This is a genomic window from Streptomyces sp. NPDC058246, from assembly GCF_042881985.1.
In the GTDB taxonomy this organism is placed as follows: Bacteria; Actinomycetota; Actinomycetes; order Streptomycetales; family Streptomycetaceae; genus Streptomyces.
In genome coordinates this window covers 67,072-93,283 of sequence record NZ_JBHVWZ010000013.1, presented here as the reverse complement: position 1 = coordinate 93,283, position 26,212 = coordinate 67,072, and the positions used below count along the sequence as shown (strand labels likewise).

At 71.2% G+C, this 26,212-nt stretch carries 23 protein-coding genes; 18 read left to right on the top strand and 5 right to left on the bottom strand.

Features of this window, described 5'->3' with window-relative positions; all coding sequences use genetic code 11:
* Window positions 1–75 precede the first annotated feature (75 nt).
* From ACFVXA_RS20565 to ACFVXA_RS20540, 6 genes are all read left to right on the top strand, one after another.
* A complete protein-coding gene (locus ACFVXA_RS20565; protein WP_362029272.1) occupies window positions 76–477 on the top strand; it encodes a sortase-dependent protein in 402 nt (133 codons plus the stop codon).
* Window positions 474–1,181: a class F sortase gene (locus tag ACFVXA_RS20560; protein ID WP_390025914.1), complete on the top strand. Its 708-nt coding sequence runs from the start codon at window positions 474–476 to the stop codon at window positions 1,179–1,181. The genes ACFVXA_RS20565 and ACFVXA_RS20560 overlap by 4 nt, the downstream gene beginning before the upstream one ends.
* 160 nt (window positions 1,182–1,341) lie before the next feature.
* Complete coding sequence (locus tag ACFVXA_RS20555; protein WP_362029266.1) at window positions 1,342–1,839, top strand: RNA polymerase sigma factor; 498 nt, start codon at window positions 1,342–1,344, stop codon at window positions 1,837–1,839.
* The gene (locus ACFVXA_RS20550; RefSeq protein WP_383740083.1) at window positions 1,823–2,344 is read left to right on the top strand and encodes a hypothetical protein; all 522 of its coding nucleotides are present in this window, start codon (window positions 1,823–1,825) and stop codon (window positions 2,342–2,344) included. Before ACFVXA_RS20555 ends, ACFVXA_RS20550 begins: the two co-directional genes overlap by 17 nt.
* Before the next feature lie 55 nt (window positions 2,345–2,399).
* The gene (locus ACFVXA_RS20545; protein ID WP_384398916.1) at window positions 2,400–2,927 is read left to right on the top strand and encodes a hypothetical protein; all 528 of its coding nucleotides are present in this window, start codon (window positions 2,400–2,402) and stop codon (window positions 2,925–2,927) included.
* A gap of 140 nt (window positions 2,928–3,067) precedes the next feature.
* Entirely contained in the window at window positions 3,068–3,211 is a 144-nt protein-coding gene (locus ACFVXA_RS20540; protein WP_383740077.1) for a hypothetical protein, read from the top strand.
* A gap of 62 nt (window positions 3,212–3,273) precedes the next feature.
* Here the strand turns inward: ACFVXA_RS20540 and ACFVXA_RS20535 are convergent, their stop codons facing one another.
* Complete coding sequence (locus tag ACFVXA_RS20535; protein WP_362029256.1) at window positions 3,274–3,957, bottom strand: glycerophosphodiester phosphodiesterase; 684 nt, start codon at window positions 3,955–3,957, stop codon at window positions 3,274–3,276.
* A gap of 25 nt (window positions 3,958–3,982) precedes the next feature.
* On the bottom strand, window positions 3,983–5,098 hold the full coding sequence (locus tag ACFVXA_RS20530; RefSeq protein ID WP_383906480.1) for an adenosine deaminase: 1,116 nt from the start codon (window positions 5,096–5,098) through the stop codon (window positions 3,983–3,985).
* A 488-nt stretch (window positions 5,099–5,586) separates the two neighbouring features.
* Here ACFVXA_RS20530 and ACFVXA_RS20525 point away from each other — a divergent pair, with 488 nt between their 5' ends.
* Window positions 5,587–6,516: a DUF4190 domain-containing protein gene (locus ACFVXA_RS20525; protein WP_390025912.1), complete on the top strand. Its 930-nt coding sequence runs from the start codon at window positions 5,587–5,589 to the stop codon at window positions 6,514–6,516.
* Between the two features lie 195 nt (window positions 6,517–6,711).
* Here ACFVXA_RS20525 and ACFVXA_RS20520 read toward each other — a convergent pair whose 3' ends face one another.
* The gene (locus ACFVXA_RS20520) at window positions 6,712–7,332 is read right to left on the bottom strand and encodes an NADAR family protein (protein ID WP_384398912.1); all 621 of its coding nucleotides are present in this window, start codon (window positions 7,330–7,332) and stop codon (window positions 6,712–6,714) included.
* 177 nt (window positions 7,333–7,509) lie between these two features.
* Here ACFVXA_RS20520 and ACFVXA_RS20515 point away from each other — a divergent pair, with 177 nt between their 5' ends.
* The 8 genes from ACFVXA_RS20515 (at window position 7,510) to ACFVXA_RS20480 (ending at window position 17,373) form a co-directional block, all read left to right on the top strand.
* Window positions 7,510–9,036, top strand: coding sequence for a gamma-aminobutyraldehyde dehydrogenase (locus ACFVXA_RS20515; protein ID WP_389513950.1), 1,527 nt, complete (start codon window positions 7,510–7,512; stop codon window positions 9,034–9,036).
* A 76-nt stretch (window positions 9,037–9,112) separates the two neighbouring features.
* Complete coding sequence (locus ACFVXA_RS20510) at window positions 9,113–10,360, top strand: spermidine/putrescine ABC transporter substrate-binding protein (protein ID WP_383906462.1); 1,248 nt, start codon at window positions 9,113–9,115, stop codon at window positions 10,358–10,360.
* Window positions 10,357–11,517, top strand: a complete 1,161-nt coding sequence (locus ACFVXA_RS20505) for an ABC transporter ATP-binding protein (protein WP_362029242.1) — start codon at window positions 10,357–10,359, stop codon at window positions 11,515–11,517. Before ACFVXA_RS20510 ends, ACFVXA_RS20505 begins: the two co-directional genes overlap by 4 nt.
* Window positions 11,517–12,440 (top strand): ABC transporter permease, encoded by a 924-nt coding sequence (locus tag ACFVXA_RS20500; protein ID WP_383740059.1) that lies wholly within the window; start codon window positions 11,517–11,519, stop codon window positions 12,438–12,440. Before ACFVXA_RS20505 ends, ACFVXA_RS20500 begins: the two co-directional genes overlap by 1 nt.
* Window positions 12,441–13,241: an ABC transporter permease gene (locus tag ACFVXA_RS20495; RefSeq protein WP_384020141.1), complete on the top strand. Its 801-nt coding sequence runs from the start codon at window positions 12,441–12,443 to the stop codon at window positions 13,239–13,241.
* Between the two features lie 30 nt (window positions 13,242–13,271).
* Window positions 13,272–14,699 carry an FAD-dependent oxidoreductase gene (locus ACFVXA_RS20490; RefSeq protein WP_362029235.1) on the top strand — a complete coding sequence of 476 codons (1,428 nt, stop codon included), beginning with the start codon at window positions 13,272–13,274 and terminating at the stop codon, window positions 14,697–14,699.
* Window positions 14,700–14,970: 271 nt separating this feature from the next.
* A complete protein-coding gene (locus ACFVXA_RS20485) occupies window positions 14,971–15,423 on the top strand; it encodes a hypothetical protein (protein WP_362029232.1) in 453 nt (150 codons plus the stop codon).
* Between the two features lie 129 nt (window positions 15,424–15,552).
* The gene (locus ACFVXA_RS20480) at window positions 15,553–17,373 is read left to right on the top strand and encodes a chitinase (protein WP_384398908.1); all 1,821 of its coding nucleotides are present in this window, start codon (window positions 15,553–15,555) and stop codon (window positions 17,371–17,373) included.
* A gap of 170 nt (window positions 17,374–17,543) precedes the next feature.
* Here the strand turns inward: ACFVXA_RS20480 and ACFVXA_RS20475 are convergent, their stop codons facing one another.
* Both ACFVXA_RS20475 and gabT read right to left on the bottom strand, forming a co-directional pair.
* Window positions 17,544–18,392 carry a phosphatase PAP2 family protein gene (locus tag ACFVXA_RS20475; protein ID WP_362029227.1) on the bottom strand — a complete coding sequence of 283 codons (849 nt, stop codon included), beginning with the start codon at window positions 18,390–18,392 and terminating at the stop codon, window positions 17,544–17,546.
* 190 nt (window positions 18,393–18,582) lie between these two features.
* The gene (gabT, locus tag ACFVXA_RS20470; RefSeq protein WP_362029224.1) at window positions 18,583–19,917 is read right to left on the bottom strand and encodes a 4-aminobutyrate--2-oxoglutarate transaminase; all 1,335 of its coding nucleotides are present in this window, start codon (window positions 19,915–19,917) and stop codon (window positions 18,583–18,585) included.
* 380 nt (window positions 19,918–20,297) lie between these two features.
* Here gabT and ACFVXA_RS20465 point away from each other — a divergent pair, with 380 nt between their 5' ends.
* The 3 genes from ACFVXA_RS20465 to ACFVXA_RS20455 all read left to right on the top strand — a co-directional run bounded on the left by ACFVXA_RS20465 (window position 20,298) and on the right by ACFVXA_RS20455 (window position 26,087).
* A complete protein-coding gene (locus ACFVXA_RS20465) occupies window positions 20,298–22,445 on the top strand; it encodes an ATP-binding protein (RefSeq protein WP_362029221.1) in 2,148 nt (715 codons plus the stop codon).
* 226 nt (window positions 22,446–22,671) lie between these two features.
* Window positions 22,672–24,330, top strand: coding sequence for a PucR family transcriptional regulator (locus tag ACFVXA_RS20460; RefSeq protein ID WP_389469488.1), 1,659 nt, complete (start codon window positions 22,672–22,674; stop codon window positions 24,328–24,330).
* Window positions 24,331–24,641: 311 nt separating this feature from the next.
* A complete protein-coding gene (locus tag ACFVXA_RS20455; protein WP_362029216.1) occupies window positions 24,642–26,087 on the top strand; it encodes an aldehyde dehydrogenase family protein in 1,446 nt (481 codons plus the stop codon).
* The last annotated feature ends 125 nt before the right edge of the window (window positions 26,088–26,212 follow it).

The window sequence follows — 26,212 nt, the reverse complement described above, 5'->3', positions numbered from 1 at the left end:
GCCTCGTCTCTCCGCTCGATCCGTAACTCAGCCCGCCGCCGCACCGGGCGGGCGACCGACGAAAGAGAGCGATTCATGCGTCGAACTGTCCTCAGCGCCATGGCACTCGCGTGCACCGCCGTACTGGCGGGCACGGTGCCCGCGTTCGCCGACGGGGCGACCCCCACCCCCACGAGCCGCCCCACCTCCACGGCCGCACCGGCCCCGAGCGCGGTCCCGACCACGGCCCCCTCCACGGGCCGTACGCCCACCGCCGCACCGTCCAGCACCCCGGTCTCGAGTGCCACGCCGACCCGCGCGCCGGCCCCGAGCCAGGTCGCCGTCGTACCGAAGGGAGCGCCCGACACCGGTCGGGCGTCGGCGTCGGCGAAGTCCGGAGGGGAGGGCGGGCTGATCGGCGGCGGTGCTGCCGCGGCTGTCGCCGTGGGCGGCGCGGCCGTCTATCTCGTACGTCGCCGGCGGGCGACCGGGGCATGACCCTGCTCTCCAGGCGTGCCTTCGCCACCGCGGCGATGGCGGCCCTGCTCGTGGGCTGCGGCGGCCACCAGGACGGACCGGCAGGCGAGTCGGGGCAGTCCGGGCAATCCGGGCAGTCCGGGCAGTCCGGGCGGGACGCGACCGCACGGTCCGGGAGTACGCCACCGCCCTCGCGGTCCTCCGCCACGGCGGCCCTGCGGCGTTCGGTCCCGGTCCGGTTGCAGATCCCGGCCATCGGGGTCGACACCCCGGTCATACGGCTGGGGCTGGCCTCGGACGGCAGCGTGCAGGTGCCCCCGATCACGGCGCACGACCGTGCGGGCTGGTACGGGCACTCGCCGACGCCGGGTCAGACCGGCCCGTCGGTCATCCTCGGCCATGTCACGGTCGGCACCTATGGGGACGGGGTCTTCCGGCACCTCGCGCGGTTGCACCCGGGCGACCGGATCACGGCACGCCTGGAGAACGGCACGCGGGCGACCTTCGCCGTCACCACCGTACGGACCGTTGCCAAGGCGGACTTCCCGGCGGACGAGGTCTACGGGAACGTGGACCGTCCCGAGCTGCGGCTCATCACGTGCGGCGGCCCCCGGACCGGGGACGGCTACCTCGACAACGTGATCGTCTTCGCCGCGCTGACGTCCGCGACGACGGGCACGAACAAGGGCACGAACACGGGCGCCAGCACAAGCACCAACCCCTGACCCGCCCGCCTGGATCCCGGGCCGATGGAACGTACGCCGTCGGTCCGGGGTCCTTCCCTACGAGTCCACGAGTCCACGAGTCCACTCGCCCGCTCGCCCACGAGTTTCACGAGATTCACGAGTACACGAGTTCACGAGTGCCCCACGACCATGGAGAGCGTTGAAACGGTCCCGCGAGAAGGCGGCGGCAGCGTCCGAGCTGTTCGCCGCCGTCTACCCGCGTCTCGCCGGCTGGTGCCGCCGGCTGGTCGACGACGACGAGACGGCCCACGAGATCGCCTCGGAGGCGTTCACCCGGCTCTGGGCGCGCTGGACATCCGTAACGGAGCCCCGGGGTTTCCTCTACGTCACCGCGGCCAACCTCGTCCGGGACCACTGGCGCAAGCTCGAGCGCGAACGCAGAGCCGTGCGCCGCGTCACCACCGAAGAAGCCGTCCGTCCGCCGACCGAGCAGGCCGACCCGTCCGTACGGCTGCTCGTGCAGTCGCTGCCTGAACGACTGCGCGTCCCGATCCTGCTGCACTACTACGCTGACATGCCGATCCGGGAGGTGTCCGTGCTGACCGGGCGCAAGGAAGGAACCATCAAGGCCGATCTCCACGCGGCCCGCGAACTGCTCCGCGCCCACCTGAGGAGAAGCCTTGATCACACACTCTGACGAGGGTCCGGACTTCGAACCCGACGACCCCCTCGCCGTCATCCTGCGGCCCTCCTCCGACTATCTCGGCCCACCCGCCGGCCGGTACGAGGCGATCCGCCGCGGTGCCGCCCGCCGCAGGCTGCTGCGCACCGCGGCCGGGGTCGGCCTGTCGTGCGCCGTCGCCGCCCTCGTCGCGCTGCTGCCGCTCCGCCTGGCGACATCCGAGGCGCCGGCGTCCCCGACGGTCCCGCTCGCCCCGCCACCCGCGAGCAGCCCTTCGGCCGTGCCCTCCCCGTCGGCGTCGCCGGAGCCCGGCAGGCCCACCCCCACGCAAAGGTCCCGGACCAACGGCCCCGCCACCCCGACCAGTCCCACCGGCACGGCCGTCCCGAGGACCGCCCCCGCCACCCCGACGAACGTCTCGGCCGTCCCCACCCGCGCGCCGTCGGCGACACCGACCTCGCCGACCGCCGAGCCCTCGACGGCCCGGAGCTACGGGGCCACCGACGCCGCACCGCGCTGACCCTCGTACGGGAATCGTTTTTGAACATGTTCAAGACTGGGCGTACGCTCCTGCCATGAGCGACAGAGCCGCCCTCCTGAAGGGCATCCGCGCATGGCTGGTCTTCTTTGTCGTCTGTCTGGTCCTCAGCGGCGCGACGGCCTTCCCCTTGGTGCACGAACTGCGCTGGACCGAGGACCTGTTGCGGTCCCTCCCCGTGTCCGAGCACCTGCCCGCACTGACGGACTGGATCGAGCGCGTGCGCCGCGGGCTCGACACCGCAGACGCCGACTACCCCTTCGTGCTGTACGGCACGGACTGGCTGGCGTTCGCGCATCTCGTGATCGCGGTCGCCTTCTACGGGCCCTACCGTGACCCGGTCCGCAACATCTGGGTCGTCGAGTTCGCCATGATCGCCTGCGTCGGCATCCTCCCGCTCGCGCTGATCTGCGGACCGATCCGCGGAATTCCCTTCTGGTGGTCGGTCATCGACATGTCCTTCGGCGTCATCGGGGTGATCCCGCTCTACGTCGTACGGAGGAAGATCAAGCGGCTGGAGGCGCTCGCGCCGTATCCCGGTCCGGCCCCCGTCCTCGCTACGTGAGCGCCGTCGGCGCGATCCGCCGGGCGACCGGTTTCATCGACTGGTCCGACCCACCCCGGCGAGGCGGTCACCCCCACCGGTCAGGGCTACTTCCGGGCCCGCCGGCAGATCCCGTTCGGGAACGCCCCGGTGACGTCGTCATGCCGGCCTGGACCGGGCTGCGCGGCAGGCTCTTCCACGTCGCCTCGGGCGGTGGTCACCGCATGGACGACCGGAGCGGCGCGGCGGACGGCACGACCTGGATGGGCGGCCCCTCCACGGACCTCGACGTGGTCACTCCCTGACGCCGAGATGTCGGCCCCGGCAGGCGTTCAGCCGAGGGCGGCTCGCCCTGCCGGTCGCCGCGTCAGCCCTTGCGCAGGGCGCACAGCGTGTCGATGCGGTTCGTCGTGATCGAGTCGACGCCGAGGTCGAGCAGCCTGCGCATGGACCGGCGTGTGTCAGGGGTCCACACGGAGAGCAGACAGCCGTCACGGTGGACGCGGGCGGTGAGGTCCCGGTCGACCAGCCCGAAGCGGTAGTTGAGCCAGCGCGGCCGTACGGCTTCCAGCAGCGCCGGCCGCGGCGGTGCGAGGGTCGACCAGGTCAGCGCGATCTCCGCGCCGGGGTCGGCGGCGCGCACCGCCAGCATGGCCGGTGCGCCCGCGCAGTAGTAGACCCGCTCCTGCGCCCCGCACTCCCGGACGACGTCGACGATCCGGCGGACGGCCCTGGCGTCGGGCGCGCCCGGCAGGTCCACCATGATCCGGCTGTCGTCGGTCTCCTTGAGGGCCTCGACCAGCGTCGGCACCCCGCCGGCCGTGAGCCCGCGCACCTCGTCCGAGGAGAGCGAGCGCAGCGGCCGGTCCTGCTCCCAGAGTCGTTTCAGCGTCTCGTCGTGCAGCAGCACGGGCACGCCGTCACGGGTCAGCCGTACGTCGATCTCGACCGCGTCCGCGCCCAGTTGGAGCGCGGAACGCAGCGAGTCGATCGTGTTCTCGCGGGCGCGGTAGGGGGCGCCGCGATGGGCGACGGCGGTCACGGTACGCATGCGCCCATTGTGCTGGTCCGGCATGTCAGGGCGCGAGCCACGTCGAGGCGTAGGTGTCGATCTCCGCGGCGAGCTTCGCCTTGCCGGGCTCGTCGAGGAACGACGCCTCGACCGCGTTCCTGGCGAGCGCGGCGAGGCCCTGCTCGTCGAGGTCGAGGAGGCGGGCGGCGACCGCGTACTCGTTGTTGAGGTCGGTGCCGAACATCGGCGGGTCGTCGGAGTTGATGGTGACGAGAACCCCGGCCCGCACGAACTCCTTGATGGGGTGCTCGTCGAGGGTGCGGACCGCGCGGGTGGCGATGTTGGAGGTCGGGCAGACCTCCAGGGCGATCCGGTGCTCGGCGAGGTGGGCGAGCAACTCGGGGTCCTGCGCGGAAGTGGTGCCGTGCCCGATGCGCTCGGCGCGCAGGTCGTTCAGCGCGTCCCAGACCGTCTCCGGGCCCGTCGTCTCACCGGCGTGCGGCACCGACCGCAGCCCGGCCGCGATCGCCCGGTCGAAGTAGGGCTTGAACTGCGGTCGCGGTACGCCGATTTCGGGTCCGCCGAGCCCGAAGGAGACCAGCCCTTCCGGCCGCAGCCGGTCGTCGGTCGCGAGCCGTACGGTCTCCTCGGCGGCCTCGAGCCCGGCCTCGCCCGGAATGTCGAAGCACCACCGCAGGACGACACCGAGCTCGGCCTCGGCCGCCTTGCGCGCGTCCTCGATCGCCTCCATGAAGGCGCCCTCGTCGATACCGCGCCGGGTGGAGGACCACGGGGTGATGGTCAGCTCGGCGTAACGCACCTGCTGCCGGGCCATGTCCCGCGCCACCTCGTACGTCAGCAGCCGTACGTCCTCTGGGGTGCGGATGAGGTCGACGACGGACAGATACACCTGGATGAAGTGGGCGAAGTCCGTGAACGTGAAGTAGTCCGCCAGGGCCTCGGGGTCGGTCGGCACCGAGGAGTCGGGGTGCCGGGCGGCGAGGGCGGACACGATGCGCGGGGAGGCGGAGCCGACGTGGTGCACGTGCAGTTCGGCCTTGGGCATACCGGCGATGAAGGCGTGCAGATCGCGGGCGTCTTCGCGGGCGGTGTGCTGGTCGGTCAAGGGTTCCTCCCCGGAACGGCGTCCCGGGACCGTGGTCGGCGGGACGCGGGTGATCGGCTGATCGGTGACTCAGGGATCATCGTAGGCGGCGGCCTTTGCGGCTCGGCCCGGGCCTGTCCTCCGGGCGGCATCCCCGCTTCCCGGGCGGGACCCGAGTGACACCGGCCTGTCCTCCGGATCCGGGCGGCGTCCCCGCTTCCCGGGCGGGATCCGAGTGACACCGGCCTGTCCTCCGGATCCGGGCGGCGTCCCCGCTTCCCGGGCGGGATCCGAGTGACACACCCTGGGGCCGTAGCATGACGGAACGTACGACAGAGGGGACCCCGCGCATGTCCGACGACGCCGGGACGCCGGAAGCGCCACGCGACGCTGCCGCGTGGGCTCCGCCGGGCCAGGGGACTCCGCCGGACCGGGGAGCCCCTGCGGACCAGGGAGCCCCTCCGGCCGAGGGGGTTCCGCAGGACCAGCGGGTTCAGGCTGCTCCGCAGAATGCGGGGCCCGCGGAGGGCGCCCCTGCGCCGGGTGGCGAGCCGGAGGATGCGGTGCCGGCGGAGCACCCTACGCCGGGTCCCGAGCCCGCCCCCGCGGCGAACCGCACGCCGGCTCCCGAGCCCGACCCCGCGGTGCCCGCGGAAAGCCGTACGCCCGGTTCCGAGCCCGCCCCTGCGGAGAACCGTACGGCTGGTTCCGAGGCCGCCCCCGCGGCGAACCGCACGCCGGACCCCCGTCACGAACCCGCGGCCCCCGCTCCCAAGGTCCCCCTGGACAAGGCCATCGCCGAGCCGCGCCCGGGAAGTCCCTCGCCGAACCCCTGGGCACCGCCCGCGGACACGGCCCCCTCCACCGGAAGGGCCGCCCCCGCGCCTCCCTCCGCGCATGACCAGCCGACACTCGCCTCCGCCCACCGGCCCTGGGACAACCCCTTCGCACCGCCGGCCGGCCGGCCTCCCATAGCCGACAATCCCTTCGCACCCCCCGCCGCCTCCACCCCCTACCCTTCGCCCGCTCCAGGAGAGCCCGTCCCCCCGCCGCCCATCGCCCCCGATGGCCCGGGCCCGCTCCCGTACGGGTACGGCTATCCGCAGTACGCCCCCGCCCCGCCGCACGGGGCCTACCACGGTGGCCCCGGTTACGGCTGGCCCGCGATGCCGATGGCGCCGAGCAACGGGATGGGCACCGCCGCCCTGGTGCTCGGCATCCTCGCGGCGGTCGTGTTCTGTCTGTGGCCGCTCGCCATCGTGCTGGGCATTCTCGGTGTGATCTTCGGGGTGATCGGCCGCCGCAAGGTACGCCGGGGTGAGGCGACGAACCCGGGTCAGGCGCTGGCCGGGATCATCTGCGGAGCGGTCGGTATCGCCCTCGGCATCGCGATGCTCGTGATCCTCATCGTCGTCCCCGACGACACGGGCAACAGCAATACAGGCGGTGGCGGCGACGGCTTCTCCACGTCCCTCGTCACGGAGCGGTTGTAGGGGAGTAGCTGTACAGGGGCAGCCGCACAGAAGCAACGCACAGAAGCAGCCGTCCAGAACCAGAAGCAGCCGCACCGAAGCAGCCGTCCAGAACCAGAAGCAGCCGCACAGAAGCAGCCGTACAGAGGTAGCCGTAGGCAGAGGCGCCCCCGTAGGGGCCAAGCCCCCGCAGGGGCCCGCGTCTCTCCTGGACGGCTAGCCCAGCCGCCCCCGCGCCTCCATCAACGCGAAGCCGAGCAGATTCGGCCCCCGCCACCGCTCGGGATCCGCGGCCCGCTCGTCGTCCGCCGCGAGGCCGATGCCCCATATACGGTCCATGGGGCTGGCTTCGACCAGCACCCTCCCGCCGCCTTCGGCCGAGGGGACCCCCGTCTCGCTTCGTGCGCCCGTGCCCAGCAGAAACTCCCGCAGGTCGGCGTGGGCGGCGAACTTGTGGACGCTGCCCTCGACCACGATCCCGAACCGCTCGCGCTCCCACCGGGCGTCGTCGAAGCCGCGCACCAGCCGCCCCTCCTTCTTGGCGAGCGCGGGGCTCGCGGCGCCGAGAACCCGGCGCTCCGCCTCCTCGTCGCCGAAGAGCCGGGCCTTCGACGCCATCATCCAGTGCTCCGCCGTCGCGTACTCGACGTCGTCGACCACGAATGGTGACGGCCACCACTGGCTGAGACAGCTCGCGCTCACCTGGCCGTCCGGCCGCGGGCGGTGCCCCCAGAAGTGCAGGTACTTGACCTTCGCCCCCGAGTGGACCGCGCTGACCAGCGCTTCCCAAGAATCGATCTTCCCCATGCATGCCACTGTGGCACGCACCACTGACATTCCGTCCCGCCTTTTCCATGAGGACTCGACACCTGGTCGACAGATTCCGTCGCGTAACCAAAAGGCAACAACGGAATCACTTGTTGGAGTCCCTTTGCTCTGTCAGGATCGGCACTCAAATCGAGCTGGAGCTACGCCGACCCCCGGAAAACGGGGAGGACGGCGGAGGAGAGCGACATGCACAATCCGGGCCATCGCTTCCAGGCGCAGGACCGCTTCGCGGACGGCGCGCAGTACATCGCGGGCCGGCTGACCAAGGGCACCTCCGGCCGCACGCACGCGGTCGTCGACCCCGCCACCGGCGACGAGGTGTACACCTACGAGCTGGCGAGCACCGTCGACGTCGACGCGGCCGTCGCCGCCGCCGTCGAGGCGTTTCCCGGCTGGTCGGGCGCGACCCCGGGCGATCGCTCCGACGCGCTGCACCGCTTCGCCGCCGTGCTCGCCGAGCGTGCCGAGGAATTCGCCCAGGCGGAGTCGCTCCAGTGCGGCAAGCCGCTCAAGCTGACGCGCGAGTTCGACGTGCCGGGCACCATCGACAACACCGCCTTCTTCGCGGGCGCGGCCCGGCACCTTCAGGGTCAGTCAGCGGGCGAGTACTCCGGCGACCACACCTCGTACGTACGCCGTGAACCCATCGGTGTCGTCGGCTCCATCGCGCCCTGGAACTACCCCCTCCAGATGGCCGCCTGGAAGATCCTCCCGGCCGTCGCCGCCGGCAACACGATCGTCCTGAAGCCCGCCGAGCTGACCCCGCTCACCTCCCTGCTGTTCGCCGAGGCGGCCACGGAGGCGGGGATCCCGGACGGTGTCATCAACATCGTCACGGGTCGGGGCAAGGAGGTGGGTGAGCACCTCGTCGGCCACCCCGACGTCGTCATGACCTCCTTCACCGGGTCCACCGCCGTCGGCAGGCGCGTCGCCGAGATCGCCACCGCGACCGTCAAGCGGCTCCACCTGGAGCTGGGCGGCAAGGCTCCTTTCGTGGTCTTCGACGACGCGGATCTGGACGCCGCGGTGAACGGCGCGGTCGCCGGTTCGCTGATCAACACCGGGCAGGACTGCACGGCCGCCACGCGCGCGTACGTACAAAGGCCTCTCTACGAAGAGTTCGTGTCGAAGACGGCCGCCCTGATGGCGAGCGTCCGGGTGGGCGACCCGTTCGCGCCGGACACCGACCTCGGCCCACTGATCTCGCACGCCCAGCGCGACCGCGTCGCCGGATTCGTCGACCGGGCCCGCGACTACGCGCGCGTGGTCACCGGCGGAGTCGTCCCGCAGGGGGACCTCAAGAGCGGCGCGTTCTACGCCCCGACTCTCGTCGCCGACGCCGCCCAGGACAGCGAGATCGTGCAGGCCGAGATCTTCGGCCCGGTCCTCGTGGTGCTGCCCTTCGACACCGACGACGAGGGCATCGCACTCGCCAACGACACCCCGTACGGACTCGCCGCCTCCGCCTGGAGCCGCGACGTCTACCGCGCGGGCCGCGCGACCCGCGAGATCAAGGCGGGCTGCGTCTGGGTCAACGATCACATCCCGATCATCAGCGAGATGCCGCACGGCGGCTACAAGGCGTCCGGCTTCGGCAAGGACATGTCCGCCTACTCCTTCGAGGAGTACACGCAGATCAAGCACGTCATGTTCGACAACACCGCGGTGGCCAGGAAGGACTGGCACCGCACGATCTTCGGGGACCGCCCCTAGCCGACCGCCGGCTGGGGCCCAGTGCCAGACCAGGCCGCGACCACGGCCGCGACCCTCCCGAAAGGGCACCACGAGCATGGAGCAGTACGAGCCCGAACGCCTGACCCCGGCCCAAGTGGCCGCCATGCGGCGCAGCTTCAGGAACGGCAGGGCCTCCCTCAGCCGTCGTTCGCTGCTGCGCGCCTCCGCGGGCGGCGCGCTCGCCGTCGGCGGTCTCGGGGCGCTCAGCGCCTGCGGGATCCCCGCGGCCGGCAAGACCCAGGGCGGCGTCTCCGCCGAGGACCACTCGGCCAAGGAGAAGACGATCAACTTCTCCAACTGGACCGAGTACATGGACGTCGACGACAGCGGGAAGCACCATCCCACGCTGGACGTGTTCACCAAACGGACCGGTATCTCGGTCAAGTACACCGAGGACATCAACGACAACGTCGAGTTCTTCGGCAAGATCAAGCCGCAGCTCGCGGCGGGCCAGGACACCGGGCGCGACATCATCGTCGTCACCGACTGGCTGGCCGCGCGGCTGATCCGTTTCGGCTGGGTGCAGAAGCTCGACGCCTCCAACCTGCCGCACGCGTACGCGAACCTGTCGGGCCAGTTCCGCGATCCCGACTGGGACCCGGGCCGCGCCTACTCGTACCCCTGGCAAGGCATCTCGACCGTCGTCGCCTACAACAAGAAGGCGCTGAACGGCGTGGAGGTGAAGTCCATCTCCGACCTGCTCGACAACCCCAAGCTCAAGGGGCGCGTCGGCTTCCTCTCGGAGATGCGCGACAGCATCGGCATGACGCTGCTCGACATGGGCAAGGACCCGGCGAAGTTCACCGACGACGACTTCGACGCGGCGATCGCCCGGCTCCAGAAGGCCGTCGACAAGGGCCAGATCCGCCGCTTCACGGGCAACGACTACACCTCCGACCTCACCAAGGGCGACCTCGCGGCCTGTGTCGCCTGGGCCGGTGACGTCGTCCAGCTCAAGGCGGACAGCCCGGACGTCGACTTCATCATCCCGGACAGCGGCTATCTGACGTCCACGGACAACATGCTGATCCCCAACAAGGCACGTCACAAGACGAACGCCGAACGGCTCATGGACTACTACTACGAGCCCGAGCCGGCCGCCGAGCTCGCCGCCTACATCAACTACGTCTGTCCCGTCGACGGAGTGAAGGACGCGCTCGCCAAGATCGACAAGTCGGCGGCGGACAACCCGCTGATCATTCCCGACAAGGCCATGCAGGCCAAGTCCCACGCCTTCCGCTCGCTGACGCAGAAGGAAGAGACGGCCTACGAAGAGAAGTTCGCGAAGCTCACAGGGGCGTGACCACGATGACCAACGACAGCAGCGGCGACGTCCGCCTCTCCGGGATCAGCAAGACCTACGGCGCCTTCACCGCCGTACACCCGCTCGACCTGACGGTGCCCCAGGGCTCGTTCTTCGCCCTCCTCGGCGCGTCGGGCTGCGGCAAGACCACCACCCTGCGGATGATCGCGGGCCTGGAGGAACCTTCCTCCGGCACCGTCTTCCTCGGCGACCAGGAGGTCACGAACCTGCCGCCCTACAAGCGGCCGGTGAACACCGTCTTCCAGTCGTACGCCCTCTTCCCGCACCTCGACATCTTCGAGAACGTCGCCTTCGGCCTGCGTCGGCGCGGCATCAAGTCGGTGAAGAAGCAGGTCGAGGACATGCTCGATCTCGTACAACTCGGTGAGCAGGCGCGCAAGAAGCCGCACCAGCTCTCCGGCGGCCAGCAGCAGCGCGTCGCGGTGGCCCGCGCGCTGATCAACCACCCCAAGGTGCTGCTCCTCGACGAGCCGCTCGGCGCCCTCGACCTCAAGCTGCGCCGCCAGATGCAGCTGGAGCTCAAGCGGATCCAGACCGAGGTCGGCATCACCTTCATCCACGTCACGCACGACCAGGAGGAGGCCATGACCATGGCCGACACGGTCGCCGTGATGAACGCGGGCCGTGTCGAGCAGCTCGGTGCGCCCGCCGACCTCTACGAGAACCCGAACACCACGTTCGTCGCCAACTTCCTCGGCACCTCGAACCTCATCGAGGCCGAGGTCGACTCCAAGAGCGGCGACGAGATCGTCCTCAAGGCCGGCGGCGGCAAGCTCAACCTGCCCCAGGCGCGATGTTCCGCCCCGACGACGACCGGCGGCAAGGTCCTGGTCGGCGTCCGCCCCGAGAAGATCTCCCTCACGCACGCCGACGACGCGGGCGAGATCCCGGCGGGCCGCAACCGGATCACCGGCAGGATCGCCGACTCCAGCTTCATCGGCGTCTCCACGCAGTACGTCATAGACAGCGCCGTCTGCCCCGAGTTCGAGGTCTACTCGCAGAACATCGACCGCGACGCCCGGCTCACCCCCGGCGCCGAGGTCGTCCTGCACTGGAGCCCCGCGCACACCTTCGGCCTGGACGCGGCGCAGGACATCGACGCGGGCGTCGAGACGGTGGACGAGGAGGCCGCCTGATGGCCGCCGTCACCGAGGCGCCGCCGCTCGCGCCGCAACCCGCCGAGAAGCCGCCCAAGAAGCGCGGCCGGCTCGTCCCGTACTGGCTGCTCCTGCCCGGCCTCCTCTGGCTGGTCGTCTTCTTCGCGCTGCCGATGATCTACCAGGCCTCCACGTCCGTGCAGACGGGTTCCCTGGAGGACGGCTTCAAGGTCACCTGGCACTTCCAGACGTACTGGAACGCACTGGCGGACTACTGGCCGCAGTTCCTGCGTTCGGTGCTCTACGCCGGTGCCGCGACGATCCTGTGCCTGGTGCTGGGCTACCCGCTGGCGTATCTGATCGCCTTCCGTGCGGGCCGCTGGCGCAACCTGATCATGATCCTGGTGATCGCGCCGTTCTTCACCAGCTTCCTGATCCGTACGCTCGCCTGGAAGACGATCCTCGCCGACGGCGGCCCGGTCGTCGGAGCCCTGAACTCGCTGCACGTCCTGGACGTCACCAACTGGCTGGGCTTCACGGCCGGCGACCGCGTCCTCGCCACACCGCTCGCGGTGGTCTGCGGACTCACGTACAACTTCCTGCCGTTCATGATCCTGCCGCTCTACACCTCGCTGGAGCGGATCGACGGACGGCTGCACGAGGCGGCCGGCGACCTGTACGCGGCGCCCTTCACGACCTTCCGGAAGGTCACCTTCCCGCTCTCGATGCCGGGTGTCGTCTCCGGCACGCTGCTGACCTTCATCCCGGCCAGCGGTGACTACGTGAACGCCGATCTGCTCGGCTCCACGGACACCCGGATGGTCGGCAACGTCATCCAGACGCAATTCCTGCGGATTCTCGACTATCCGACGGCCGCCGCGCTCTCCTTCATTCTCATGGCCGCGATCCTCATCATGGTCACGCTCTACATCCGCAAGTCCGGGACGGAGGATCTGGTTTAAATGGCCTTCGTACGCTGGCTCAAGCGTCATCTCGTCGTCATCGCGGGACTGCTGACGCTCGGATATCTGCTGCTGCCCAACGTCATCGTCACGGTGTTCTCCTTCAACAAGCCGAAGGGGCGCTTCAACTACGAATGGCAGCAGTTCTCGACCGACGCCTGGCGCGACCCGTGCGGGGTCGCCGACATGTGCGGCTCGCTCTCGATCAGCCTGCAGATCGCCGTCTGGGCGACCATCGGAGCCACCATCCTCGGCACGATGATCGCCTTCGCGCTGGTCCGCTACCGCTTCCGCGCCCGCGGCGCCGTGAACTCGCTGATCTTCCTGCCGATGGCGATGCCCGAGGTCGTCATGGCCGCCTCGCTGCTCACCCTCTTCCTCAACATGGGTGCACAGCTGGGATTCTGGACGATCCTCATCGCCCACATCATGTTCTGCCTCAGCTTCGTCGTGACGGCCGTCAAGGCACGCGTCATGTCGATGGACCCGCGCCTGGAGCAGGCCGCACAGGACCTGTACGCCGGTCCCGCGCAGACCTTCCTGCGGGTCACCCTGCCCATCGCGGCCCCCGGAATCGCCGCGGGCGCGCTGCTCGCCTTCGCGCTCTCCTTCGACGATTTCATCATCACCAATTTCAACGCGGGCTCGACCGTCACCTTCCCCATGTTCGTCTGGGGTTCGGCACAGCGCGGAACACCCGTTCAGATCAATGTCATCGGTACGGCCATGTTCCTCGTCGCCGTACTGTTCGTCCTGGCCGGAATGGTCATCGGCAATCGCCGGAACAGGCAAAAGGCATAACGCTCGTCACCCTTGTAGGGAGTTGAAATCATGGCCCCAAGCGCCATGACAAGTGGGAATCATTGGACGAAGTCTCTCTCCGACGCCCAGCCGGTGTCCTACTGGCTGGACGACCCCGGCAAGCCCCACCCCGAGCCCGCGCTCACCGGCGCCGAGACCTGCGACCTGTTGGTCGTCGGCGGCGGCTACAGCGGGCTGTGGACCGCGCTGATCGCCAAGGAGCGCGACCCGGCGCGCGAGGTGGTCCTCGTCGAAGGCCGTGAGGTGGGCTGGGCCGCCTCCGGCCGCAACGGCGGCTTCTGTGCCGCCTCCCTCACCCACGGCCTGGCCAACGGTCTCACCCGCTGGCCGGGCGAGATCAAGAAGCTGGAGGAGCTGGGCGCCCGCAACCTCGAAGAGATCGAGGCGGCCGTCGCCCGCTACTCCCTCGACTGCGACTTCGAGCGCACCGGCGAGATCGACGTGGCCACCGAGCCGCACCAGGCGGCCGAACTGCGCGAGTGGCACGAGGAGCTGGAGCGCGAGGGCCTCGCGGACGGCGTCGAGTTCCTCGACACCGACGCCGTACGGGAACAAGTCGACTCACCGACATTCCTCGCCGGGTTGTACGACCGCCGCGGCGTCGCCATGCTCCACCCCGCCAAGCTCGCCTGGGGTCTGAAGCGGGCGTGCCTGGACCTCGGGGTGCGGGTGTACGAGCACACCCCCGCGCTCCAGCTGAAGCCGCACGGCGCCGGCATGGCCGTACGCACCCCGTACGGCTCGGTCCGTGCCCGCCGGGTCGCCCTCGGCACCAACATCTTCCCGAACCTGATCAAGCGGGTCCGCTCGTACACCGTCCCGGTCTACGACTACGCGCTGATGACCGAGCCGCTCAGCGCCGACCAGCTGGCGTCCATCGGCTGGAAGAACCGCCAGGGCCTCGGGGACTCGGCGAACCAGTTCCACTACTTCCGGCTGTCCGCCGACAACCGGATCCTGTGGGGCGGCTACGACGCGATCTACCCGTACGGCGGCAGGATGCGCGCCGAGTACGACGACCGCCCGGAGACCTACGCCAAGCTCGCCGGGCACTTCTTCACCTGCTTCCCGCAGCTGGAGGGCGTCCGCTTCACCCACGCCTGGGGCGGCGCGATCGACACCTGCTCGCGCTTCTCGGCCTTCTTCGGCACCGCCCACCAGGGCAAGGTCGCGTACGCGGCGGGGTACACCGGCCTCGGCGTGGGCGCCACCCGGTTCGGCGCGGACGTGATGCTCGACCTGCTGGCGGGCGAGCGCACGGAACGCACCGAGCTGGACATGGTCCGCAAGAAGCCGCTGCCGTTCCCGCCCGAGCCCCTCGCCTGGACCGGCATCGCGCTCACCAAGTGGTCGCTGGCGCGGGCGGACACGCACGGAGGCCGGCGCAACCTGTGGCTGAAGACGATGGACAAGCTGGGGCTGGGCTTCGACAGCTGACAGCCGTGACCGCAGCGCTGACAGCTGTGACCGCAGATCGCTGACAGCCGTGACCGCGCGCTGACAGTCGCGGCCGCGGCTCGGTGGCAGCCGTGACAGCTGACAGCCGTGGCCGCCGCTCGGTGGCAGCCGTGACAGCTGACAGCCGACAGCGTTCCAGTGTGACCCGCCTCACTATCAACAATTGTTCAGAACCCGCGTAATGCCCGGCCCGAACCTCGCTCTCCCCTGTGACGCGACCAGCGTCGACACGAGAGAGGGAGGTTCCGCCATGACAGGGGCTAAGACGGCGGTCGAGTGGCTGGCATCCGTGGCTCCGGATCCCGAGGCCTGCCGGTGGGAGTGGGAGCGCAATCCCCTGGGGGTCGCGCTCCTGCCGGCGGGCAAGGCCTGGGACGTACTCATCCTGCCGGGCGAGCTCGGCTATCCGACGCTCGACGTGCTGACCCGCGTGATCGACCAACCCGGCCCGGTGCTGGTCGACTTCGGGGACGCCCGGATGGGCTTCTTCGTCCCCGCGGGGACCGCGGCCCGGTGGCTCGGGACGGGGGTGCGCACAGCGGGTCGCGGTACATGGATCGTGGTGCCCTACCCGGGACGGTCGACCGGCGGGGTCCGCTGGCTGGTCCCGCCGGACGGGTCCGGCACGCTCACCGATCCGGCACTGCTGGAGTTGGCCATGCACGAGGCGGCGGCGGGTCTCGCCGGAAACGAGGACCGGTAGCCGTGCCGGGGCCGGACCCCGGTGGGAGTGGGCGGTCCGTTGTCCGTCAGAGGTCTTGACAACAGAATTGGTCTGGACCAAGTTGGGCGCGTTCCACCCTCCTGAATTCCCCCATGCCTGGAGGCAGTTGTGGACCGCTCCGGACGCGTCAGACCGTTCCTGCGTCGCAGACTCATCGCCGTGTGCACGGCCACCGTCCTGGCCGTACCCGGCCTTGCCGCGCTCTCGTCGGCCGCCCGTGCGGCCGACGCGGACCTCGCCAGGAACGGTGGGTTCGAGTCGGGCCTGGACAGCTGGACCTGCACGGCGGCCAGTACCGTCAATTCACCGGTGAGGAGCGGCGGTTCCGCGCTGAAGGCGACCCCGGCCGGCAGCGACTACGCGCAGTGCTCGCAGACGGTGACCGTCAAACCCGACTCCCAGTACACCCTTTCCGGCTACGTCCGCGGCAGCTACGTCTATCTCGGCGCGAGCGGCACCGGCACCACCGACGTCTCCACCTGGACCCAGTCCGCGACCGACTGGCAGCAGCTCACCACCACCTTCCGCACCGGCGCGTCCACCACCAGGGTCACGATCTACACGCACGGCTGGTACGGCACCGGCACCTACTACGCGGACGACCTGTCCCTGGTCGGCCCCGGCGTCGACGCCGGGCAGCCCCCGGCCGCCCCCACCGGCCTCGCGGTCGGCACGGTCACGTCGTCCTCCGTCGCCCTGTCCTGGTCCGGGGTGGCCGGCGCCACCGGTTACGCCGTCTACCGCGACGGCGTCAAAGTCCAGACGGCCACGGGCACTTCGGCGACGGTGAGCGGCCTCTCCGCCTCCACGGCGTACTCCTTCCAGGTCGCCGCGACGAACGACGCGGGCGAGTCCGCGAAGTCGGCGACGGTGACCGCGACCACCTCCGCCGGCTCGGGCGGCGGCTCCTCCGACCTCCCCGCCCACGCCCTCGTGGGCTATCTCCACGCGAGCTTCGCGAACGGCGCCGGCTACACCCGGATGGCAGACGTCCCCGGCAGCTGGGACGTCATCGACCTGGCCTTCGGCGAACCCACCTCCACCACCTCCGGCGACATCCGCTTCACCCGCTGTCCGGTCACCGAGTGCCCGACGGTCGAGAGCGACGCCGACTTCAAGGCGGCGATCAAGGCCAAGCAGGCGGCCGGCAAGAAGGTCCTGATCTCGATCGGCGGCCAGAACGGCCAGGTCCAGCTGACGACGACGGCGGCGAGGGACACCTTCGTCTCGTCCGTCTCGAAGATCATCGACACCTACGGCCTGGACGGCCTGGACATCGACTTCGAGGGCCACTCGCTCTCCCTGGACGCGAGCGACACCAACTTCAAGAGCCCGACCACCCCGGTGATCGTCAACCTCATCTCCGCGCTGAAGACCCTGAAGGCCAAGTACGGCTCGAAGTTCGTCCTGAGCATGGCCCCGGAGACCTTCTTCGTCCAGCTCGGCTACCAGTACTACGGCACGGGGAAGTGGGGCGGCCAGGACCCGCGCGCGGGTGCGTACCTCCCCGTCATCTACGCCCTGCGCGACGACCTGACCCTGCTGCACGTCCAGGACTACAACTCCGGCTCGGTCATGGGCCTCGACAACCAGTACCACTCCATGGGCGGCGCCGACTTCCACATCGCCATGACCGACATGCTCCTGACCGGCTTCCCGGTGGCGGGCGACGCCAACAACGTCTTCCCGCCCCTGCGTCCCGACCAGATCGCCATCGGCATGCCCGCCTCGACCAACGCCGGCAACGGCTACGTACCGCCGACAGAGGTGAACAAGGCCCTCGACTGCCTGACCAAGAAGACCAACTGCGGCTCGTACGCCACCCACGGCACCTGGCCCGGCCTGCGCGGCCTGATGACGTGGTCGATCAACTGGGACCGGTACGGGAGCTGGGAGTTCCAGAAGAACTTCGACGGCTACTTCGGCTGAGACCTCGGTCCAGCACGGCCCTGAACATCGTCGCGAGCACCACCGTCCGCTCGGCGCTCCCCGGAGCGCCGAGCACCGACGTCGGACCCACCGACACCGATACCGACAACGACGCCGGCACCGAACCGATGCCGACGCGGACGCGGACGCCGACGCCGACGCCGGCCGGGCTATCCCTCCGCCGCATCCCGACCGTAGCGCCCGACGACCAGGACCATCAGCCGAAGCAGGATCACGGACAGGCACCAGCTCGCCACCACGTCCAGTGGCCAGTGGTAGCCGCGGTGGATCAGGCCGAAGGCGACGAGGGCGTTGAGGGCGAGGCAGGTGAGGATCAGGACGCGGCGGGCGTACGGGGTGCGCAGCCGGGGGAGGAGAAGCAGCGTCGCGGCGCTGTAGGCGATGGCGGCGGTCGCGGTATGGCCCGAGGGGTAGAAGCCCGTGCCCGGGCCCATGACCGGAGGGCCCGTACGGGCGACGGTCTCCTTCAGGGGCACGATCAGCGCCGGGACGGCGGCCATCACGGCCGCCGCCGCGGTGGACGGCAGCCACCAGCGCTCCGTACCGGCGCGGCGGGCGCGGACGGCCACGTACGCGAGGACCACCGCGAGGACCGGGACGGCGACCGTGACGCTGCCGAGGTCGGCCAGGAGTTCGGAGAGACGGTCCGGGTGGACCAGGGAGTCGCTGAGGCGGGCGTCCGCGCGGGCGAGGGGGCCGTGGGCGGCGACCTGCCAGGTGATCAGCGCGAAGAGGAGGCCCGGGAGGCCGAGGAGGAGGACCTGGAGGCCGGGGAGGAAGGTCGGCCGCCCCGGAACAGGGGGGGTGGTTCCGAGGCGGCCGTCCAGATCGGAATGTCGCGCGCCCCGGGGGGTTTGGGGCGAGCGACTGTCCGATCGGTGAGGAGAACCGGAGCCGGAAGCTCCGGGTGTGTGCGCGAGGGCACGACCAGAGCGAAGCTGGGGAGGCCTCGACCCGGTGTCGCCCACAGTCCCCTGTGGGCGGGGTGTATCTCTCATCTGGGTAGAACCTACGGCAGGGGCTGGGGCTCCGACAGACGGAATCGCGTCCCGTCATCCACCTCGCACACGTTCTTCACACGCTCTGACCGCCGCCGCCCCAGCACCGGAATCAAGTGGAATCCGCCGAGGTGGCGGCCGGATCGCGGTACTGGGGCGGGTGGGGCGTCTGATGCGTGTCAGACGGGCGTCAGATGCGGGCGAAGGCCTGCTCGATGATGTCGAGGCCCTCGTTGAGGAGGTCCTCGCCGATGACCAGCGGGGGCAGGAAGCGGAGGACGTTGCCGTAGGTGCCACAGGTCAGGACCAGCAGGCCCTCCTGGTGGCAGGCCTTGGCGAGCGCGGCGGTCGCCTCCGGGTTCGGCTCCTTGGTGGCGGCGTCCTTGACCAGCTCGATGGCGATCATGGCGCCACGGCCGCGGACGTCGCCGATGATGTCGAACTTCTCCTGCATCGCGGAGAGGCGGGACTTCATCGTGGCCTCGATCGCCTTCGCCTTGGCGTTGAGGTCGAGCTCCTTCATCGTCTCGATGGCGCCGAGCGCACCGGCGCAGGCCACCGGGTTGCCGCCGTAGGTGCCGCCGAGGCCGCCCGCGTGCGCGGCGTCCATGATCTCGGCGCGACCGGTGACGGCGGCCAGCGGGAGGCCGCCGGCGATGCCCTTGGCGGTGGTGATCAGGTCCGGGACGATGCCCTCGTCCTCGCAGGCGAACCACTGGCCGGTGCGGCAGAAGCCGGACTGGATCTCGTCCGCGACGAAGACGATCCCGTTGTCCTTGGCGAACTTGCTGATGGCCGGAAGGAAGCCCTTCGCAGGCTCGATGAAGCCGCCCTCGCCGAGCAGCGGCTCGATGATGATCGCGGCGACGTTGTCGGCGCCGATCTGCTTGTTGATCATGTCGATGGCCTGCGCGGAGGCCTCGGCACCGGCGTTCTGCGGGCCGGTCAGCCAGCGGTAGCCGTAGGCGACCGGGACGCGGTAGACCTCGGGCGCGAACGGGCCGAAGCCGTTCTTGTACGGCATGTTCTTCGAGGTCAGCGCCATCGTGAGGTTCGTACGGCCGTGGTAGCCGTGGTCGAAGACGACGACGGCCTGGCGCTTGGTGTACGCACGGGCGATCTTGACGGCGTTCTCGACGGCCTCGGCGCCGGAGTTGAAGAGGGCGCTCTTCTTGGCGTGGTCACCCGGCGTGAGCTCGGCCAGCGCCTCGGCGACGGCGACGTAGCCCTCGTACGGCGTGACCATGAAACAGGTGTGGGTGAAGTCCTGGAGCTGGGCGGAGGCCCGGCGCACGACGGCCTCGGCGGACGCGCCGACCGACGTCACGGCGATGCCGGAACCGAAGTCGATCAGGCGGTTGCCGTCGACGTCCTCGATGATGCCGCCGCCGGCGCGCGTGGTGAACACAGGGAGCACGGACCCCACACCGGCCGCGACCGCGGCGGTACGGCGGGCCTGCAGCTCCTGCGACTTCGGGCCGGGGATGGCGGTGACGACGCGGCGCTCCTGCGGAAGTGCGGTCATGAGGGGCTCCCTGATGATCTTGCGAACCGGAGGGATCCGGTGAGCCGGTTGTTCCGGCCGGCCGGGTGCTCCGGGCGGGGGTGTTTTCGGACGCTTGACTTCTTTCTTCGCAGGCTAGGGCCGGGGATGGGGGGTGGGCATGCTCCATGTGGGCGTTGTCGGCGGATTCGGTTGTCCGTGGTGGACATAGAGAGACGGGTGTCCGACGCTCTCGCCGCTACGCGGACCCGGCCCGATCTCTACGCGGACCCGGCCCGATCTCCACGTGGATCCGGCCCGGTCTACATGCGGACCCGGCCCGGTAAACGGTGAACTCGCCCCGCAGGGGCACTAGATTGACTCGCGGAACGCACGGAGCGGCTGGTCAGGGGGCAAGGGCGATGGACAGCGACGGGACGCAGGACGCGCGGGGCACGCATGCCAATCCTGTGCCGCGTCCGGCGGGGCCGCCGGACGAGCGGCTGGCGCCGCCCGACGTGCCTGCCGCACCGCCCCGCCCCACCCGGGCTCCCGGGGTGCCGCCGTTGCCGGACGGGTCCGCCTTCCTGGCATGGCTGCGGGCACCCCGGCCCGAGGCGGCGCCCGGCGTGTGGCGGTTCGGGCACCGGCCGCGGCCGGAGGAGGAGCCGGAGCGGATTCCGGCGCGGCAGCTGCTGAGCGGTGCCGTGATCGCGTTCCTGGTGGGGTGGCTCATCTGGTCGCTGCTGTGGAACGGATATCTGGGCGGCTGGTGGGTGCTGCCGCTGGAGCTTTTCACCCCCGATTCCTGGCGGCACAGCGGCGACCGCGTCGGGAACGCGTTCCTCTGGTACGGCTACTACACGCTGATCGCCCTCGTCATCATGATCGGGGTCGGGCGACTCGGCCGTTGGGGTGAGGTGTGGCGGCGTTACGGACTGCCCGCCTGGCAGCGCGCCGCCCCCGTGACCGAACGGCCGCCCGCGCCCGAGGAGGACCCCGCCCAGTGGAACCAGCTCCGCGCCGCGGGCGCGAGCGACGCCGCCGACCGGCTCGCCGCCGAAGCCCACGCCGGGCTGATGCGCGACGTCGACCACGCCCGGATCGCCCGCGCCTGGCAGGGCGTCCGCAGTGGACGGCACAGCCTCGCCACGTTCACGGGGGCCGTGCTGAAGGACGGGGCCGCCGCCTGTGTGCACCCCTCCGGTGAGCGCGACCTGCCCGGGCGGCTCGCACGGCACGACCTGGTGACCGGACAGGTGCGGCTCGGCACCACGGCCGACGACCCGCGCAATCCGTACGCCTATCGCGGCACCGGACTCGCCCTCGGACCCGATCTGCTGGGCACCTCACTGCTCGCCGTCGGACCGGCCGGGTCGGGCAAGACCGGCGGCATCGTCTGGCCGCTCGCCGAGTCGCTGTGCCTGCACGCGCTCGCCGGGCGGGCCGCGGTCGTCGTGGTGGGTGCCGCGGGCGCCGGGCTCGGGCCCGTCGACGCGTACGACGTCGTCGTACGGATCGGACATCCCGAATCCGTCTACGACCTCGATCTGTACGGCGGGACCACCGACCCCGACGAAGCCGCGGCCGTGCTCGCCGAGGCGCTCGTCGGAGACCTCGCCGATCCGCACCCCGGCGGTGACAGCCGCCGGTCGACGACGGTGCTCGCGCAGCTGCTGGGGCCCTTCCAGGCCGTCCACGGCCGCTTCCCGTCCGTGCCGGAGCTGCGGCAGCTGCTCGACGGCGCTCCCGGACCCCTCGGCGCGCTGCGCAAGGCGCTGGAGGACGGCCGGCAGGAGTCGCTGCTGCGGGAACTCGACGCGCGGGAGCGGCAGTTGGGGCATCCCGGGGATGTCGGGAGCGTGCTCGCGGACCGGGTGGCGCTGCTCGACCGGCCGGCCTTCGCCGGATTCTTCGACACGTCCGGGCAGTCCCGGCCCTTCTCGCTGCGGGCCCTCGATCACCCCGTGCGCGTACGGATCGATCTGCCCCAGCGCGGGCACGCCGACGCCTCGCGGATCCTGGCGCGGCTCGTGCTCGCGCAGTTCACGGCCAGCGTCGCCGTGCGGGAGGACCGCTCGCTGTTCGCCTGTCTGGTGCTCGACGACGCGACAGGCGTCGTGACACCGGAGGCCGTACGGGGGCTCCAGCGGCTGCGGTCCGGCAACGCCGGGGCCGTGCTGACGCTCCGTACCCTCGACGACGCCCCGCGCGCACTGCGCAGCCCGCTGCTGGGGGCCATCGGGTGCCGTATGGCGCTGTCCGGGCTCACCCCCTGGGACGGGCAGGACTTCGCCGAGGTCTGGGGCAAGGAGTGGACCGAGGCGCGGGACGTCACCGACCGGCAGATCATCGCCGAGACCCCGGCGGGCAAGGCGGTGCACATGCTGCGCAGGGTGATCACCGGACACGCGCCGACCGCCCGGGCCGTGACCGTGCGGCAGGTCGAGCGGGAGCGGTGGTCCGCGTCCGAGCTGGCACACGGGGTGCCCCCGGGGCACGCGGTGCTGTCGCTCACCAGCGTGAAGGGCGAGCACGCGCCACCGCTGCTGGTGGATCTGCGGGGCTGAGCGGCGCGTGCCGCAGGGGCCGGGTTCGTGAAGCTGAGCGGCGCGTGCCGCAGGGGCCGGGTTCGTGAAGCTGAGCGGCGTATGCCACGGAGGCCGGGGCCGCCGGGCTGAACAGGACGTATGGACATGCGGTCACCCGGTGACCGTACGGTGAGGCAGAATCGACACAGGCCGTTCATACGTCGCGGCCAAAAGATCACAAAGATCACACAGACCAGAAGGCCTCATGCCCCCCACGCTCGCCGCGCTCGTCCACCATTCCGCGCTCAAGCTGACCGTGCGCGCGGGCGAGGACCGTCTGGACGTGCCCGTCCGCTGGGCGCACGCCAGCGAGCTCGCCGACCCCGTGCCGTACATGGAGGGCGGGGAGCTGCTGCTGATCACCGCGCTCAAGCTGGACGCGGAGGACCCCGAGACCATGCGGCGCTATGTGAAGCGCCTGGTGGGAGCCGGGGTGGTCGGGCTCGGCTTCGCCGTGGGGGTCAACTACGAGGAGATCCCGAAGGCGCTCGTCGACGCCGCCCAGGAGGAGGGACTGCCCCTGCTCGAGGTGCCCCGGCGGACACCCTTCCTCGCCATCAGCAAGGCCGTCTCGGCCGCCATCGCCGCGGACCAGTACCGCGCGGTCACGGCCGGCTTCGCCGCACAGCGCGAGCTGACCAAGCGGGCGCTGAACGACGGACCCGAGGGGCTGCTCGCCGCGCTCGCCGGGCAGGTCGACGGATGGGCGGCGCTGTACGACGCGTCCGGTTCCGTCGTCGCCTCGGCGCCCGAGTGGGCGGGGCGCCGGGCCGCGCGGCTCACGCCCGACGTGGAGCGGCTGCGGGAGCGGCCCGCGCCCGCCAGCTCCGTCGTCGGTGGCGAAGACCGGGTGGAACTGCACTCCCTCGGCACCGGGCGGCGCCCGCGCGCCGCGCTCGCTGTCGGAACGGCCGCCGCCCTCGGCACCGCCGAGCGGTACGCGGTGCACTCCGCCATCGCCCTGCTGACGCTCACCACGGAGCGGTCGCGGTCGCTGCACGCGGCCGAGCAGCGGATCGGCGCGGCAGTGCTGCGGATGCTGCTCGCCGGGGAACCCGATCATGCCCGGGCCGTCGCCGGGGACCTGTACGGCGCGCTGCTCGACGCGCCCTTCCGGCTGATCCTCGCCGAGTCGGCGTCCGCGTCGGCCGCGCGGGTGCACGCGGACGGGCACGCGCGCGTGGCCGCGCCGGCCCTCTCGGCCGCCGCCGTCACCGTCCCCGAGACCAACGGTGACCCGCTCGGCGGGCTGGCCGAGGTCGTCGAGTCCGCGGCGGCCCGGTCCGGTGAGTCCGTGCTCGTCGTACCGGACGGTGAGCGGCTCGTCGTACTCGCGGTGGACGGGGGCGCGGCGGTCGCCGCGTGCGGGGAGTACGCGGTGGCGCTGGAGGCCGCGCGGACGGCTGCCCGGGAGCAGCCGGGCGGTGACGAGGACGAGCTGGTGGTGGGTCTGTCGGCGCCCTCCGGGCCGATCGCCGCGGGGGCGGCCTACAAGCAGGCCGAGCAGGCCCTGTCCGTGGCGCGACGGCGCGGGCGCTTCCTCGTGGAGCACGAGGAGCTCGCGGCCGGGTCCGTGCTGCCGCTACTCGCCGATGACGCCGTACGGGCCTTCGCGGACGGGTTGCTGCGCGCGCTGCACGAGCATGACGCCACCGGGCGGGGGGATCTGGTGGCCTCGCTGCGGGCGTGGCTGTCGCGGCATGGGCAGTGGGACGCGGCGGCCGCGGATCTGGGTGTCCACCGGCACACGTTGCGGTACCGCATGCGGCGGGTCGAGGAGATCCTCGGGCGGTCGCTGGACGATCCGGATGTGCGGATGGAGCTCTGGCTGGCGTTGAAGGCCACGGCGGGGACGGAGGAGTAGGCGGTTTTTTCGCCCCTCCGCCCCTACCCTTCCCCACTCTCGGCTTCGCTCGAGCGGGGGGACCCCCATGGTCCCTGGAGGCCGCGCCCCCAGACCCCCTGGGTTGTCTTATGGGTGCGGGGCAGTGGCTTGTCGCGCAGTTCCTCGCGCCCCTCACGGGGCCGGTGGCTCCTTTCCGCCCCTGCCAAAGCGGCGCACCTCCCACCTCGACTGCTACGAGTCGGACAAACGTCCCCCGGCCACCCCGGCCCTACCGTGGGGGTGGAAAACCAAGAACGACACCCCCAACGCGGAAGGGCCGGACTCGCACAATGACTTCCACCCACGCTTTCTGGCTCGCCGGCCGCCAGGCCACCGGTGAGACCACCTTCGACGTCACCTCTCCGTGGGACGGCCGGCTCGTCGGCCAGGTCAGCGTCCCGACGGAGGCCCAGGTCGAGGAGGCCGTGGCCGCCGCGTACGCCGTGCGGGACGAGTTCGCCGCCACCCCGGCCCACGTACGCGCCGCCGCCCTCGACCACGTGTCGCGCCGCCTCGTCGAGCGCACCGAGGAGATCGCGCAGCTCATCTCCGCCGAGAACGGCAAGCCGATCAAGTGGGCCCGCGGCGAGGTCGGCCGCGCGGTGTCCGTGTTCCGGTTCGCCGCCGAGGAGGCCCGCCGGTTCAACGGCGGCGAGGCGCAGCGCCTCGACACCGACCTCGGTGGTCAGGGCCGGCTCGCGCTGACCCGCCGGTTCCCCAAGGGTGTCGTGCTGGGCATCGCGCCGTTCAACTTCCCGCTGAACCTGTGCGCCCACAAGATCGCCCCGGCCATCGCCGCCGGCGCGCCGATCATCCTGAAGCCCGCGCCCGCGACCCCGCTGTCCGGCCTCATCATCGGTGACCTGCTCGCCGAGACCGAGCTGCCCGCCGGTTCGTGGAGCATCCTGCCCGTCTCCAACGAGCGGATGCCCGCCCTGGTCCAGGACGAGCGGCTGCCCGTCATCTCCTTCACCGGGTCCGAGAAGGTCGGTTACGCGATCATGGACTCGGTGCCGCGCAAGCACTGCACCCTGGAGCTGGGCGGCAACGGCGCCGCCGTCGTGCTGGCCGACTTCGCGAGCGACGCGGACCTCGACTGGGCCGCGACCCGCATCGCCACCTTCTCGAACTACCAGGGCGGCCAGTCCTGCATCTCCGTGCAGCGCGTGATCGCCGACGCGTCCGTGTACGAGCGGCTGCTGCCCCGTATCGTCGCCGCCGTAGAGGCCCAGGTCACCGGTGACCCGTCCGACGCCACGACGGACGTCGGGCCGCTGGTCAGCGAGGACGCCGCCAAGCGTGTCGAGTCGTGGGTCGACGAGGCCGTCGAGGCCGGTGCCGCGCTGCTCGCCGGCGGCAAGCGCGACGGTGCCTCGTACGCGCCGACCGTCCTCGCCGACGTGCCGGCCGACGTGACCGTCTCCTGCGAGGAGGTCTTCGGGCCCGTCCTCACCGTGCAGAAGGCCGACGGCGAGGCCGCCGCCTTCGCCGCCGTCAACAACTCCAAGTACGGGCTCCAGGCCGGTGTGTTCACGCACGACCTCCAGGCCGCCTTCCGCGCCCACCGCGCGCTGGAGGTCGGCGGTGTCGTGATCGGTGACGTGCCGTCCTACCGCGCCGACCAGATGCCGTACGGCGGTGTGAAGCAGTCCGGAGTCGGCCGCGAGGGCGTGAAGTTCGCGATGGACGACTACACCTACGAGCGGGTGCTGGTGCTGACGGGCCTCGCCCTCTGACCGAACCCTTCGACGAGCCGGGGGGGGGGGGGCCCCCCGGGGGGGGGGGGGGGGCCCCCCGGGGGGGGGGGGGGGGGGCGTTGGGGGGACCACCCGTTGGCCGGCCCCCGGGCTGAGGTCGCCGC